Source organism: Dyadobacter sp. SG02 (assembly GCF_900109045.1).
GTDB lineage: Bacteria > Bacteroidota > Bacteroidia > Cytophagales > Spirosomataceae > Dyadobacter.
In genome coordinates, this window is sequence record NZ_FNYL01000002.1 from 882099 (window position 1) to 897061 (window position 14963).

At 55.3% G+C, this 14963-nt stretch carries 9 protein-coding genes; 4 read left to right on the forward strand and 5 right to left on the reverse strand.

Annotated elements, in window-relative coordinates; all coding sequences use genetic code 11:
* Positions 1-24: 24 nt before the first annotated feature.
* From BMW93_RS07040 to BMW93_RS07055, 4 genes are all read right to left on the reverse strand, one after another.
* Positions 25-921, reverse strand: a complete 897-nt coding sequence (locus tag BMW93_RS07040) for a carbohydrate kinase family protein (RefSeq protein ID WP_090374472.1) — start codon at positions 919-921, stop codon at positions 25-27.
* A gap of 23 nt (positions 922-944) precedes the next feature.
* Positions 945-2279, reverse strand: coding sequence for a sugar porter family MFS transporter (locus BMW93_RS07045; protein WP_177194037.1), 1335 nt, complete (start codon positions 2277-2279; stop codon positions 945-947).
* 195 nt (positions 2280-2474) lie between these two features.
* Positions 2475-3110 carry an NUDIX hydrolase N-terminal domain-containing protein gene (locus BMW93_RS07050; RefSeq protein ID WP_090374473.1) on the reverse strand — a complete coding sequence of 212 codons (636 nt, stop codon included), beginning with the start codon at positions 3108-3110 and terminating at the stop codon, positions 2475-2477.
* A gap of 142 nt (positions 3111-3252) precedes the next feature.
* On the reverse strand, positions 3253-6903 hold the full coding sequence (locus tag BMW93_RS07055) for a right-handed parallel beta-helix repeat-containing protein (RefSeq protein WP_090374474.1): 3651 nt from the start codon (positions 6901-6903) through the stop codon (positions 3253-3255).
* A gap of 161 nt (positions 6904-7064) precedes the next feature.
* Between BMW93_RS07055 and BMW93_RS07060 the strand changes: the two genes are divergently transcribed.
* Positions 7065-11015: a hybrid sensor histidine kinase/response regulator transcription factor gene (locus tag BMW93_RS07060; protein ID WP_143061617.1), complete on the forward strand. Its 3951-nt coding sequence runs from the start codon at positions 7065-7067 to the stop codon at positions 11013-11015.
* A gap of 4 nt (positions 11016-11019) precedes the next feature.
* On the opposite strand, the gene BMW93_RS07065 is transcribed toward BMW93_RS07060, so the two are convergent.
* Positions 11020-11883, reverse strand: coding sequence for an AraC family transcriptional regulator (locus BMW93_RS07065; RefSeq protein ID WP_090374476.1), 864 nt, complete (start codon positions 11881-11883; stop codon positions 11020-11022).
* An 86-nt stretch (positions 11884-11969) separates the two neighbouring features.
* Here BMW93_RS07065 and BMW93_RS07070 point away from each other — a divergent pair, with 86 nt between their 5' ends.
* The 3 genes from BMW93_RS07070 to BMW93_RS07080 all read left to right on the forward strand — a co-directional run bounded on the left by BMW93_RS07070 (position 11970) and on the right by BMW93_RS07080 (position 14561).
* On the forward strand, positions 11970-13103 hold the full coding sequence (locus tag BMW93_RS07070; protein ID WP_090374477.1) for an alkene reductase: 1134 nt from the start codon (positions 11970-11972) through the stop codon (positions 13101-13103).
* Positions 13104-13165: 62 nt separating this feature from the next.
* A complete protein-coding gene (locus BMW93_RS07075; RefSeq protein ID WP_090374478.1) occupies positions 13166-13699 on the forward strand; it encodes a DinB family protein in 534 nt (177 codons plus the stop codon).
* 7 nt (positions 13700-13706) lie between these two features.
* Positions 13707-14561 carry an alpha/beta fold hydrolase gene (locus BMW93_RS07080; RefSeq protein WP_229240239.1) on the forward strand — a complete coding sequence of 285 codons (855 nt, stop codon included), beginning with the start codon at positions 13707-13709 and terminating at the stop codon, positions 14559-14561.
* The last annotated feature ends 402 nt before the right edge of the window (positions 14562-14963 follow it).

A 14963-nucleotide genomic window follows, 5' to 3' on the forward strand; every position in this document is an offset into this window, starting at 1 on the left:
TCGATTAAAAAGAGTCGTTGAAAATCAGTGGACGATCGGCGCGTGTATAAATTCCTGAATGTCGGTCTCGCCGAATGCTGGTAATGCACCCGCTTTTCCGGCTACGAATGCACCGGCCGCACAGGCAAATTCGAGCGAATCGGAAATAGAATGCCCGGTTGCGGTCTGATACAGGAATGCGCCGAGGAATGCATCGCCACTGCCGATGGTATCGGCCACTTCCACGGTAAACCCGGCATGCCGGTGGAATTCGCCGGTGCCGGTAAGCACCATCGCGCCTTCCGCGCCGCGGGTAAGCACGAGCATATCCAGTTTGAAATGGTCGATCAGGAATGCCATGGCCTGCTTTTCGTTTTCAAATGGCGTGAGCCAGCCGGTTACTTCGCGGATTTCGTGCTCGTTCATTTTGACGATATTGGCGAAACCGAGCAGTTCGAGCACTTGCTCGCGGGTGTAATGCGGCGGGCGCAGGTTCACGTCGAATATGCGTACACGGGCGTAGGCGAGGTAGCGCAGGAGCGTGTCACGCGAGGTGCGGTCGCGGGCGGCGAGCGTTCCGTACACGAAGAAACCACTGTCGGCAATCCGCTGTCCGGCAGCGGCATCGAACTGAATGTAATCCCAGGCCACCGGGTGGAGGATTTTGTAGGTAACCTCGTTGCTGTCCGACACGTTGGCTTTGGCAATGCCGGTCAGATGCGTCTCGCCGGTTTGTACCCATTGCGTATCGAGCCCGTGCTGCGCCATGAACGCGAGCAGTTCGGCACCCAGCTCGTCGTGCCCCACGCGGCTGATGAAGGAAACGTCCATGCCGTAGCGTTGCAGGTGTGCGGCGACGTTCATGGTAGCCCCGCCGGCCAGGCGCGCGTCGGGCAGCACGTCCCAGAGCACTTCCCCAAAAACAGTCAGTTTCGGTGTCATATATAATCGGTTAGAGTGGAGATTTAATGAAGGATGAATGTCTTTTCGATCTGTTCGAGGGAGGTACCCTTGGTTTCGGGCATGAGCTTCCATACGAAAACCAGTTGGAGCACCATCATGCCGCAGAAAATCATGAAGGTGTTGCCGCCTCCCAGCGTTTCGGCGATGTAGGGGAATGTGAAGGCGATCACCGCCGCCAGCAGCCAGTGCATGAAGCTGCCCATCGACTGCCCCGCGGCGCGTACCTGGTTGGGGAAAATCTCTGAAATAAATACCCAGATCACCGCACCCTGCGACAATGCGAAGAAGGCAATGTAAATGAACAGGTACACCGGCACCGCGTAACCGCCCAGGTTACCACTGTAAAATGCCTGCGCCACGAGTCCGAGCGTCGCAATCAGCCCGAACGACCCGATGAACATCAGCGTCCGGCGGCCGAAACGGTCGATCAGGTTTATGGCTATGAAGGTGAAACAGAAATTCACCAGCCCCACACCCGCGGACGACAGCAATGCCGAGCTTTTGCCCAGACCAGCCATCTCAAAAATGCGGGGCGCATAATAAATGATCGCATTAATGCCCGAAACCTGGTTAAAAAAGGCAAAGAGCAGCGCCAGCACCAGCGGTAGTTTGTATTGGGATGAAAAAATCGAAATGCTGTTTCCGCTCCGAGAGCCTGCATGGGCGGAGTTCTGAATATCCGAAACAATGCCGCTCACATCTATTCCGCCATTGGCGACGGACAATATATGCCGCGCTTCTTCCACTCTGCCCCGCTTTACAATGAGCCAGCGGGGACTTTCGGGTACAAAAAGGATCGCTACCAGGAAAACCAGCGACGGGAATGCCTGCACGCCCAGCATCCAGCGCCAGTCGTTGTCGCCCATGCCCACGAGCAGGAAGTTGGACAGGTAGGCAATGAGTATCCCCAGCACCACATTGAACTGGAACATCGCTACCAGCCGGCCGCGGGAATTGGCCGGAGAGATTTCGGAAATATATAATGGCGCGGTGACCGACGAAATGCCTACGCCGATGCCGCCGAGGAAGCGGAAGATCAGGAAAGAGATCCAGTCGGAAGCGAGCGCCGAACCGATCGATGAAAGCAGGTAAAGTACGGCAATGGCGAAGAGGGTGTACTTGCGCCCGTAACGCTCGGAGGGAATGGCGCCGGTGAGCGACCCGAGGACCGTGCCGATCAATGCGATGGAAACTGTGAACCCGTGCTGTACCGTGGTGAGGCCCCACAATTGCTGGATCGATTTCTCCGCGCCCGAAATGACCGCCGTATCGAAACCGAATAAAAAACCGCCCAGCGCGACTGTGAATGCCCAGAAGACTACCTTTTTGCTTGTCATGATTTTGGAATTAATTTCTGACGAAGCTACCGGCTCTCCGGGCAAACTATTTTCGAATCCGTACCAAATGTTTTTAAATTTTACATTGGACGAGAATAGTAATTAACTATCTGTATTTCAATTGTTTATATTAAACTTCAAAAAGGGCTTTTTCAAATTTTGCTTCAAACTTTTCAGGAAATGTTTCATCCCTTTTTAATCACACAAAACCGGCAACCCGGGATCGGCGGCGAAGGGGAGGAGCTGGGCGATCTGCGAATAGGTAACCCGGTTCACCGACATGTCCAGCCCGGACAGGTTTCCGAACTTCACCCAGCTCACTCCGGAAGTTTCGGTGGTTTGTTCGAGGATTTCGCCGCCCGTGATATGGCAGAGAATGAAGAATTTGTAAACGTACCAGGGCTCGTGCGGGTGGTCGTGTTTGCTTTTGTCAAAAACCGCCAGTAATCGAACAGCATCCACATGCAGGCCGGTTTCTTCGAAAACTTCCTTCACAGCCACTTCAAACGGTGTGTAACCCACATCCGCCCAGCCGCCAGGCAACGTCCAGCGGTCGTTGTCGATTTTTTCCTGTACCATCAATACCTCGTCGGTGCCGCGGAAAATCACGGCGCGGATATCGACTTTCGGCGTCACATAGCCTATTTCGTGGGGTAGCAGGCTGATAATCTGTTCTACCGGAGCATTACTGATATTGGCCAATAGCTCAATGCTGATCTGCCGGATCTCTTCATACCGTTCGCGGTCATAATCACCGGGTTGAAAAGCGAGGCCGGTTTGGGATAATGCGAGAATGCGTTTAACGGCGGCCAGCCAGGGGTTTGGAGACATTGTGATTTTAAGATTTTCGGGTTAATGCCGGTTCTCAAAGTAGCATCAATATCTTAAAACCCCTAAATTATAATGAGGCAAGTGCAGATTTTTCAATCGCCCTTGCCCCTTCTTTATGAACGTTGAGTATTCGCGTTTGTAATTATTGCCCCACGGCCAGTTTCAGGTTCTGGCGGCTGCCGTCGCTCATTTCGAGCTCGACCACATAAGTGCCCGCCCGCAACTGGCGGATATCCATACTTCCCTGCCGTATTACGGGCGGCAGCAGCGCCTTTCCGCTCACATCGAACAGCCTGATGCCCCGCACGTTTTCGGGTTTCATCCCCTTCACCTGCACGGTCGGTACGCCTACCGCGGGATTGGGGTAAACAGCCATCTTTTCCCCTTCAAATTCCAGCACGGCAATGCGACTGTGTGCGAATGGGCCGTCTGCTCCCTGGTCGATCATTTTAAGCCGGTACATATTGGTACCGGCTAGTGGAGAGGCGTCGGTATAGGAATAGTCGGTAGTGGTTGCTTCGCCGCCTTTGGCCGTTACCTGGCCCAGGAGATGCCATTGCTTGCCGTCGGCGCTGCGTTCGATATCGAACCGGTCGCTGTTGATTTCCGAGGTGGTCTGCCATTGCAGGTGCGCTTCCTGTTCCCGTTTTTTAGCCTGGAAGGACACGAGCGTAACAGGCAATGCGGCTTCGGATTGCCCCGAAATGAAGAACCCGCTGAACCCGGTTACCTGGAATGAAACGAGGTACATGGTGTGGTCTTCACTTTCGGTGACCGTTACGTTCGTGATCAGTTGGGTAGGGCCCGAATACGTGCCCGGAAACCCGTACGGACTGGTACCATGGTATTGTACCACTTTCAGGTTGGCCGGGAGGGAGGCATTGTTAGCGTTGCCATAGGCAGTATTATAAGTTTCGAAATCCGCTTTGGCAAAAAACAAGGTCACTTTCGCCGGGCCGTCGGTACCGGTCGGGGTAATGTCATAATGTCTTTTGACAAATACCTTCTGTCCTTCGGAAACGGTATTGCCCGGCGCCAGGAAGGCTTTGATCGTCACATTGCCCAGCGATCCCGGCGTGCCGGTCGGTTCGATGAGGCCGAATGTCTTGCAATCGCTGGTGATGGCGGTTGCGCCCGCATATACGGGAAGGGTCGCCTGCTCGCCGCTCACGGGTAATGTGCCCGGGCCCGTGATTGCCTGCAATTCGTAGGCGCCCATGTCGGTTTGGGTGTTGTAAATGCGGGTGTTGTTCGCCAGATCGGTAGCGGGCGTGAGGAGGTCGCCCAGTGCTTCGTTGGTACCGCGGTTGATGGCGGGCGAGCAGGGGAGCAGCCGCCAGTCTTCCGCCCCGGCAAACTGCGGGTTGGTGGTACCGGCCAGGTTGTGATCGGTTTCGCTGGCATTCATGCCTTCCACCAGGCTGTATGAAACAGAAATGGTACTTTCCTGGCTGCCGATTCCGCTGCCATTGCCATAAATAATGCTGTTGCGAACGACGACAGGGCCTTCAAATCCGCTGATCACGCCGCCGGAGTTCTGTTGGTTGCCGGTGATGGTACAGTTGACGAGCACTATACTCCCGTCGTTCTCGATAGCCCCGCCATGGTTACTTGCCGAGTTCCCGGCGATGAGGCAGTTGATGAACACGGCATTGCAGGATATCCGGTTAGCCACCGCGCCGCCGTCGCCGAAACTGGCCGAATTGCCTCTGAATATCGTATTGATAAACTGCGGCGAGGCGCCACCTTCATTGTATACCGCCCCGCCGGAAGTCGCATAGTTGCTTAGGAAAGCACAATTGGAGACGGTGGGTGACGATGAGCCGGAATTTCGCATCGCCCCTCCGTTGCCGCCGAATACGCCCGTTACCGTAAATCCGTCGAAAATATCATCATGGGTCAAACCATTCCCGTCATTGTTAATGGCCGGGCCGATGTCGGACGTAATCACAGAGGCGGTGGCGGGGTCACCGTGGGCAATGGGTAATGTGCGCTGTCCGAGGGTAGTTTCGGTCCCCGCGAAACTGCCGTATATTTTTACGCCATGCAGAAATGCCATCTGATTGGTACCGATGGGATACTCACCCCGTGCGACCCATATCTGATCGCCTTCGGTAGCCACATCTATCGCGGCCTGAATGGTGGCAAATGCATTGGGCCAGCTGTCGCCGGAAGGATCGGGGGCGGTGCTCGTGGCATTTACATACCAGATCGCGCTCGGCGTTACTTCGAATGGCCCGAGATCTATGCCTGTACTGGTGAGCCTGCGGCTATCGTCGAGCGCGACGGGCGTGTCGTCGTAATTTTTAGGAAAATCCGAGAGGTCCGTGCCCGGCTTGCCCGCGTCGGTCACAGGGCTTCCCTTACGCTGGATGAAATTGTTTTGCGAAGGGTCGGTAAACTGCGGATCGGTATCGAGGATGTTGGTACCCCCGCCGAAGCCGCCCTGAACGAGCGAGTACGACACCGTTGGCGTGCCGCTGCCGCTAATGGCGCTGTTGCCGCCGGGAGATGCTGGATCGGTGTTGCCCCAGATAATGCTGTTCTCGATCACGGGTGACGAACTACCCGCCGCGAAAATGGCTGCCCCGTTGCCGGGGGCCGAACCTCCGCCGGTTTCGTTCGTCGAAAACGTGCAGTTGCGGATCACGGGCGATGAATTCTCGGCATAAATCGCCCCGCCCATGCCCGAAGCCGTACCCTTGGCCGAATTGCCTGCAAAAAGGCTTTGGAGGATCGTCGGGCTGGAATTGAGGAGATAAATCGCGCCGCCTTTCCCATCGGCCGCGGACGGCAAGGTGTGGTTGTCGTAGAAAATACAGTTGGCGATGATACCCGTTGAATTGTTCATGTATAAACCCCCGCCCCGTCTGGCCCCGCCTGCCGCAAGACCGGTTCCCGCCGTGACGACGAAACCGTCGAGCCTCGTGCTCGCGCCCGCGCCGGCGGCAGCGATCACATGGCCGCCCCGGCCTTTGAGAATGGTCTGGTTGGACATGATGCTTCGCTGGCGGAGGTCGTCTTCATCACCGTAAAAGCCGCCATAGTAACCCACCCCGTCGGTGAGTGTGAATGGTGTATCCTCCTGCTCGGTTTCATAGGTGCCGGCTACCACCCACACTTGTTTCACAGCCGGTTTCAAAGCGGCGGCGCGGGTTGCATAATACATGCGTTTGAGCGCGTGGTTCCAGCTGCTGCCGTCGCCGGGGATGCTTACACCGGCATCCACGTACAGAATTCCATTCGCGTCGGGCTTTGCTTCGGCGGCCGGGTCGTAGCTGGTTACGGTTCCGTTCAGGACAAAATTGTCGATACCCGAGTAGTTTTGGTTGGGTGTAGTGCTGTTCGTCACCGCGATCCGGACTACCATGCGGTTCCGGAGATTGGAAACGGTTTTGGTGCGGGTTATGCTGGCCATTGTAAGGCTCGACGTAAAGGATGATCCGTAATTCACCCCGTCGACCTGGACCTGGAAAGTCGCATTGTCGGAGGAAAACTTGTTGAATGTAATGCTGGTCAGCTCAACCTGGAAACCTTCCTTAATGTTAATTGTGAGCACATAGACATGGTTGTGCGCAGAGAGTGCCATACAGTTGTTACCGTTGTACCCGTACGCATACGGTGTGTCGCCGATCCCCGTCCACGCGCTCGTCAGATTAGAGTTGATGGACGTGGGGGTGTTGAAATTGCTGTTGGGGAACGTGTTGTTGTAAATCACCGCCGAATGGGCGATGGTGGCGACCAGCAGTGCGCAGAACAGTGTGAAAAGGGGTCGTAGTAGTTGTGTTTTCATAGTCTAGGCCGGAATGATACGTGTTCATTTCAGCCCGCAATATGGAATGCAGGTGCGCTGTGGAATTGTCAATTTTTAGTCATAAACTGTTCAAATTTAATCGCAGGAGGCCATTTTGTCGTAAATTAGCCTGATAGCACTGCCAATTGAAGAAATTCTACATGATCCGACCTCTTGTCGTTTTGCTGCTGTGTGGGCTGGCTGTCTGCCGGGGCGTGCCGGGCAGGCTATACGCGCAGTCGACGGGTTTCCCCGTACCCGAAACCATCACCGCCAGACAGGGCCTTCCGCAAGGTTTCGTACCGGGCATCGTCCAGGATAGCCGCGGGTTTATGTGGCTCGCCACGCGCGACGGGTTATGCCGTTACGATGGCAGGAGTTTCAGGGTATTCCAACCGTCGGACGCGGCGGAGGCATCGCTTTCTTCATTAGGGCTGGAAAACCTGCAAACCACGGCGAGCGGGCAAATCTGGATTACTTCGGATCAGGGGCAGATAGACCTCTTCGATCCCGTACGCGAAACATTCGTCAATTTCTCGCGTCAGGCATTCTACCAGCAGCAATTCGGAAAGCGTTTTTTGAGGGATATGTACGCCGACAGGCAGCGTCGCCTATGGCTGATGTCGGACGGCGGCGGCCTGGACTACATACATCTCGACACGCGCAAAATGCGGAGTTTCCATCGCTCGGCAGGCGACACGAGCGGCATTGCCGAAGCGCACGTACGCCTGGTAAGCGAGGACAGGGAGGGCCGTATCTGGGCGGTAACGAACAATGGTCTTTTTGTACAAAAAAAAGGAACGGACGCTTTTGTAAAATACCGCTCAGCCACGCTATCGGGCGGCATCGATGAGCGGGTGAATGCGCTGAAAGGCCTGAAAGACGGCCGTCTGCTGCTGCTTTACGATACCGGAATGGCCCTTCTGGACCCGGCGACAGGCACCGGCCCGCTCCGCACGCTCGTGCGCGATACCGAGGCCCAGTACAGGCACCCCATCGTGACCGACAGCAAGGGTAGTGTGTACTTTTTCAGGATGAACCGACTCTACCGGCTCGGTACCGACGGCAGCCTGACCGAATTTCCCGTCCAGCCGGATGTACACGAATTCAAAAGCCTCTTTATCGACCGCTCCGACGTGCTCTGGGCGGGTACCAACGGGCAGGGGATACGTAAATACAATCTCAGGGCGAGCTATTTTATCACAAAACCTTATTCCTCCGACTTTATTCCCGACCTGCTGCAATACTTTTTGAAAGTTCCCCAGTCCGAAATCGCCGGGTTGCCGGCCGATCTTTTCTCTTATAATTTTCGATACGCATTCGAGAGCCCGCAGAAAATGTGGTTCGCAGCGGGCAGAACGCCGCTCTACACCCTCGACCTGGCGACGAGGCGCATTCAAACCATCCCGTTTCCGGTTGAAATAAAAGATATCAAACGCTCGGAACTGGCAATCAGCCTTGCGAAAGACCCCGACGGTCGCATGTGGGCCATGTACGATAGCCTTTTGTACTCTTATCGCAGCGGCGCGTGGACGCGTTTTCCGCACGCCATAAGGCCACGCATCGAATCGGGTATTTACCAAATAGTGGCCGACAGGCAGTTCATCTGGGTGGCTACCACCATGCGCGGACTTTACCGGATCGACAAGGCGACAGGAGGAGTCCGGCGGTACGGCTATAATGCACCCGCCGGTTCGCTGAGCAGCGATAACCTGTACTGCCTTTATGCCGACCCGCTTGACGAAAACCTGCTCTGGATAGGCACTTTCGGCGGCGGGCTTTGCAAGTTCGACAAGCGGACGGGCCATTGCGAAAGACTTTCACGGCAAAACGGCCTGCCCAATAACGTGGTATATGCGGCCATCCCCGACCTCCGTGGCAATGTGTGGGTAGCGACCAATCAGGGGTTAAGCCAGGTCGACCGGAACACCCTGCGCACACGGACCTATACCCGCGAGGACGGCCTGATGGCCGACGAGTTCAACCGTTTCCATGCCCTTGCATTGCCCGACGGTCGCATTTTTCTGGGTGGCATGGAGGGAATTACCGCATTCGATTCCAAACAACCGAACGAAGACACGTACCGCCCGCCGGTATATATTACGGGCATTTCGATCAATAATGCGCCTTTGGACCCGCGCCTGTCGGCAGGGGAGCCACCCGTGGCTGTAATGCAATCGCTCGATCTGGCGCATTGGCAGAACTTTCTCACGATCGAATTCGCCGCAATGCAGTACAACCGCAGCGATAAAATACGCTATCGCTACCAGCTGGAAGGCGTCGATGAAAACTGGATCGAAACCGAAACGCCCGTTACCAAATACACCGATCTCCGGCCGGGGCATTATGTGTTGCGGCTGAATGCGTCGAACACGCTCGGTGTATGGAGTACGCAGGTGCGGGCGCTGCAAATCCGCGTCAGTCCGCCGTGGTGGCAGACGTGGTGGGCTTACGGGCTCTATTTCCTGGTATTTCTGGGCGTGATTTATGGTTTGTTGCGGGTTTATATCAACCGCGTCCGCATGCAGCAATCTATTTTATTTAAACAAAAAGAAATAGACCTGAAAGCGCGTGAGGCCGGGCAGCTGCGCGAGCTGGATGAAATGAAGACCCGGTTTTTCTCGAACATTACCCATGAGTTCAGGACGCCACTTACATTGATCCTCGGGCCTGCGGGACAAATGCTGGAAGAACCGCGTGAACAAAAGGATAATAAACGCCTCTCGCTGATCGACCGGAATGCGCGGCAATTGCTCGGGCTGATCAACCAGTTGCTCGATCTTTCCAAACTCGAAGCCGGTACTACGCAAGTCGATGCGGCCTGGGGCGATCTCGTGGATTTCGTGGAAATGCTGACAGGCTCTTTCCAAATGGCTGCGGAGGCTAAAAATGTCGAATTGGAGTTTCAAAATTCCCTCGAAAGCCGGTATTACTGGTTCGATCACGAAAAACTGGAAAGGATTGTCACGAACCTGCTTTCCAATGCGGTGAAGTTTGCGAATGACGGCGGGCGGATATTGGTCACATTGCATGCTAGCACGGATGGTACCGAAATCGCCGTCGCGAATACCGGTGCAAGAATCCCGGATGCGCAGTTAGGCCGCATTTTCGACCGCTTCTACCAGGCCGACCGGCCGACGGGCTACCACGAAGGCACCGGCATTGGATTGGCTATTGTAAAGGAGCTGGTCGGGTTGCAGGGTGGCACTGTTTCGGTCAAAAGCGGTGTGGATGGCTTCGATACCGTTTTCAAGGTGGCTTTGCCTTACCGCCGTGGCGAGGTGGGGCATGTGCCGGAGCATGCGGCCCCGAAAATCAATGGAAACGGCCAAGGTTCTTATGGTGAAGCATTGTTGCCCAAAATACTGCTGGTGGAGGACAATGCGGGACTGGCCGAATTTGTATCCGACAGCCTGGCCGAAACTTACCGGTTCTATCACGCGAGGAATGGAGAGGAAGGGCTCACGATGGCCGCAGAAATCATGCCCGACCTGATCATCAGCGATGTGATGATGCCGGTGATGGATGGTTATGTTTTTTGTAAATATATTAAATCCAATCTCGAAACGAGCCACATTCCGGTGGTGCTGCTGACAGCCAAATCGGCCCTGGAAAGCAGGGTGGAGGGGCTTGAACTCGGCGCGGACGACTACATTACCAAGCCGTTTCACCTGCCCGAGCTGCGCCTGCGCATACGTAACCTGCTCGACAGGCAGACGCGCCTGTACGAGCACCTGCGGGCGGTGTTCGCGACGCCGGCCGCATTACCGGCGGACCAGGAGGTGGTGACAGACCCGTTCCTGAACAGATTACATGGTATACTCGATACCCGCCTCGACGACCCCGATTTTGGCGTAACCGAGCTCATCCGCGAGATCGGCATGAGTAACAGCAGCCTGAACCGGAAGCTCAAAACACTGACGGACCTTTCGGCGGTGGAACTGATCCGTAATTACCGGTTGAAAAAAGCGGCTGCATTGCTTTCTGACGGTGTTGCCGTGTCGGAAGCGGCCTACGCGGTGGGTTTTGACAACCTTTCCTATTTCGCCAAATGCTTCCGCGACCTGTACAATATGACGCCCCGGGAGTTTGCGGCGAACGGCATTCTCTGACGCGTCAGGCTGCTATCACGAGGCCTTTCCGGAACGCGGACGGGCTGGTGCCGTGATGTTTGCGGAACTGCCGGCTGAGGTGGCTTTCGTCGGTATAGCCCAGCTCGGCGGCGATTTCGCTTACCGTAAGGTTGCTTTGGGTAAGCCGCTGCGCTACCAATTTAATGCGCGAGGCCGCGACGTAGCTTTGCAGGCTTTCTCCCGTGTATTTCCGAAAATATTCACCCACGTAATTCGGCGACAGGTTGAATTGTTCCGCCAGGTAATCGACACGTAATTTTTCCGGGTCGGTAATGTGCCGTTGGATATGCAGCAGTACCCGGTTGATAAGCGCTTCCCTCGCGCCCGGGCTGTCGGCCGTGCGACCGTCCTGCACATTGCGCGTGATCACATTGAGGATGAGCGTGACCAGGTGCCGCAGGTTTTCCTCATGGCCCGGTTGCCGCTGCTCGTATTCGGTGATCAGGTGGGCAATCAGCGAGGCGATCATTTTGCAATCGCCTTCGTTGCGGATGAGGAGTTCTTCGAAACGGTTATGGTGCGCGAAAATCGTTTCCAGCTGTTTCAGCCACGCCGTTACCCGTTCCTTGTCCTGCTCGGTTTTGTATTCGGATAAAAACACTTCCGAGAAACGGATGGAGCAGAATCGGGTGGACGTCTCGACGTCGAAGCCGCGGCAATCCAGGGGCGTAAAGAGAAAAATGCTGCCCGGCCGATACGGGAACCGGTTCCGGTTCGTCTCTCGCGTGCCGGTACCGTCCATGATCCGGACGATCTCGAAGAAGTGGTAGATCAATGGCCGCTCGTTCCAGCAATCCATGTCGGCTACGTAAACTTCGAAGGGCTGATGCAGTGTCTTTTGTTTCATAACCTGTAAAAATACCGAAAAAACCACGCAATGTCACTGTCCGGGAGCTGGCGGTGCGGATAGTTTTGTATTCAAAAAAGTGATTTATGAATACGGAGAAAAAACTATTGACACCACTGATAACGGGCAGACTTGAATTGTCAAACCGGGTCGTAATGGCCCCCATGAACCGCAGAAGGGCATTGAACGGTGTTCCCGGCGATTCGGCGGCATTGTATTTCGGGCAACGGGCGGGGGCCGGACTGATCATCACCGATAATACCGCCGTGGCGCCGAATGGTATCGGTTACATGGGCACCCCCGGAATTTACAACCGGGCGCAAATCGACGGCTGGAAACGCGTGGCCGACGAGGTACATGCGCGCGGCGGCCGGATTTTTATGCAGCTTGTACACGCGGGACGCATCGGGCATTACCTCAATAATGAAGGACAACAGCCGCTGATCGCACCTTCGGCGGTGACGGCGGCAGGACTTATGCGGACGGCGGGTGAAATCCATTTGCCCATCAGCGAACCTGTGGAGGCATCCGTTGCCGATGTGCGCAGGTTGATCGACGAGCATATTCATGGCGCTATCAATGCCATCGAAGCTGGTTTCGACGGGGTGGAAATACATTGCGCACACGGTTTCCTGCCCGAACAGTTCCTGCACCCGCATACCAACCGCCGCACCGATGCCTATGGCGGAAGCATTGCCGCGCGCAGCCGTTTCCTGCTCGAAATCGTGGAAGGTACGGTGGCGGCCATCGGGAAGGAGCGTACGGGTATTCGCCTCTCGCCATTTGTGAAGCTTAATGACCTGCCGGATTATGCCGAAGAGGCCGAAACGCACCGGTACATGGTGGATGCTTTGCAGGAAATGGGCATTCTGTATATTCATTTGTCCGACCAGGGACCGGTGGGCCATGGTAAAATCCCGGAAGCTTACATCCGTGATTTGCGTCGGCGCTACGACGGGCTGATCATCCTCGCAGGAGGTTGCACCGCCGAAACGGCTGAAATGGCATTGCAGGCCGGTCTTGCCGATCTGATTGCATTTGGCAAACCCTATATTGCGAACCCCGACCTGACGGAGCGTTTTCGTCTCGGCATCCCGCTCGCAGCAGGTGATCCGGATACTTATTACCAGGGCGGCGATGGGGGCTATACCGACTATCCCTCCGCCGACTTGTCACGCGGCCTCACATTTGGCGCAAATACCACCGCTGATTGTCGTTAAACCCCGCGCAATTTCAGCGCTGATCGGGTTAGGTTTGTAATATCATCAGCACCTATTGAAACATGAGGGTTAAGGACTATCACCACACCATCGATATCTGGTTGCAATCGCTGGAACCTTACGATATTGCCCGGCTACTTGCCCAGCCGGGGCCTGCTGCCTGGTCGCTGGGGCAGGTATATATGCACATTCTGGACGAAACGGAGTTTTATTTCAGTCAGATCAAAGTATGCCTGGCGTCGAACGACCATGCCATGGAAGAATGCTCTTCCGAGGCCAAAGCCATGCTGCGCAACAATGCATTTCCCGACGCGATCCTGGAAGGGCCTCCGTCCAATGCATTTGTCCGCCAGCCGGGCAGCAAGCAATTCCTTATCGACCGGCTCGTCCGGCTGAAAACGCTGGTTGCGGAAACCGATCTTTTGATCGCCCGGAGCCTGTTTCACGGCAAAGCCCGGCACCCGGGCCTGCATTACCTGTGCGCGGAAGAATGGTTTCAATTTTCAGAAATGCATTTCAGGCACCATTTGCGGCAAAAAGCCAGGATAGAGTCGTTTTTGGAACGTACATTTGGCAAGTACGAACCTCAAAACTGATTTGGAAATGAAACTAAATCTCCTGCTCCTTTGCGGGTGGCTGGCGTGCGCTCATGTATATGCGCAGGCACCCGCGCGGGTGAAGCCGGATACCGCATTACTGGGTCGCAATGCCCAAGCCGGCCATTTCGCCGATCTGCGGGGCGTGAAATTGTATTATGAAACTTACGGCGCCGGGAAGCCCGTGTTGTTTATCCACGGTAACGGAGGCTCGATGCGCGATTTCAGGCACCAGCTCATTGCATTCGCGAAGTCTTACAAAGTAATACTGGTCGACAGCCGGGCGCAGGGAAGGTCTACGGACACCGGAGACTCGCTATCCTACGAAATGATGGCCGACGACCTGCACGGTTTGCTGGAACACCTTAAAATTGATTCATGCAATGTGATAGGGTGGAGCGACGGAGGGATCAATGCCATACTGCTGGCATTGCGCCATCCCGAAAAAGTGCGGAAACTGGCCGCCACCGGCGCCAATCTCTGGCCGGATTCCACGGCATTGAACCCATGGACGTATAAAAAGATTCTCGAATGGGATGCCGACCTGAGTGCCCAAATCTCCGACCCTTTGAAACGCAATCAAAAGAAACTCATGCACCTGATGGCCGTTCAACCGAACATCTCGCTCGAACAGCTGCACAAGGTGCATTGCCCCTCGCTCATCATCGGTGGCGATCATGATGTAATTCTTCCTGAACATACCGTGCAGATCGCCAGGGCAATTCCGAAGTCGTACTTGTGGATTTTGCCTAATTCGGGGCATTCGACGCTGGTGCATTACGCCAAAGAGTTTAATCGGGCGACGATGGAATTTTTTGAAAGGCCGTTTCGCGAGATTAAGGAGGCCGGGATGTTTGAGTAGCGCATGCGGCGTGATCTTCGCCCATGGTCCGGGGCGACGCCCCGTTGGGCGTAGTTTCTAACTACGTCCGAGTGGGTGCCGGTCTCCGACCGGCTTGTGTGACGTCGCTTTAATGTTGCTTACTGGTCAGAGACCAGTTGTCGCTCGGACATAGTCGGAGACTACGCCCAACTGAGTCTGTGGTCCATCATCCATGGTCCGGGGCAACGCCCCGTTGGGGCTGACTAAAAAGCCCCGAATCGATTTGGCTGTAAATCGGCCGTTTTAGATTTTTCAGACTTCATAGAAGCCTGGTTTGATTAAAAGAGTCAAAAAGCCGCTCTTGGGAGTGCTTTTTGACCCTTTTTGCTTGCTATGCAGCTGCTTTTTGCTGTTTGAGGTGCAGTTTTCTCAGATTATGGG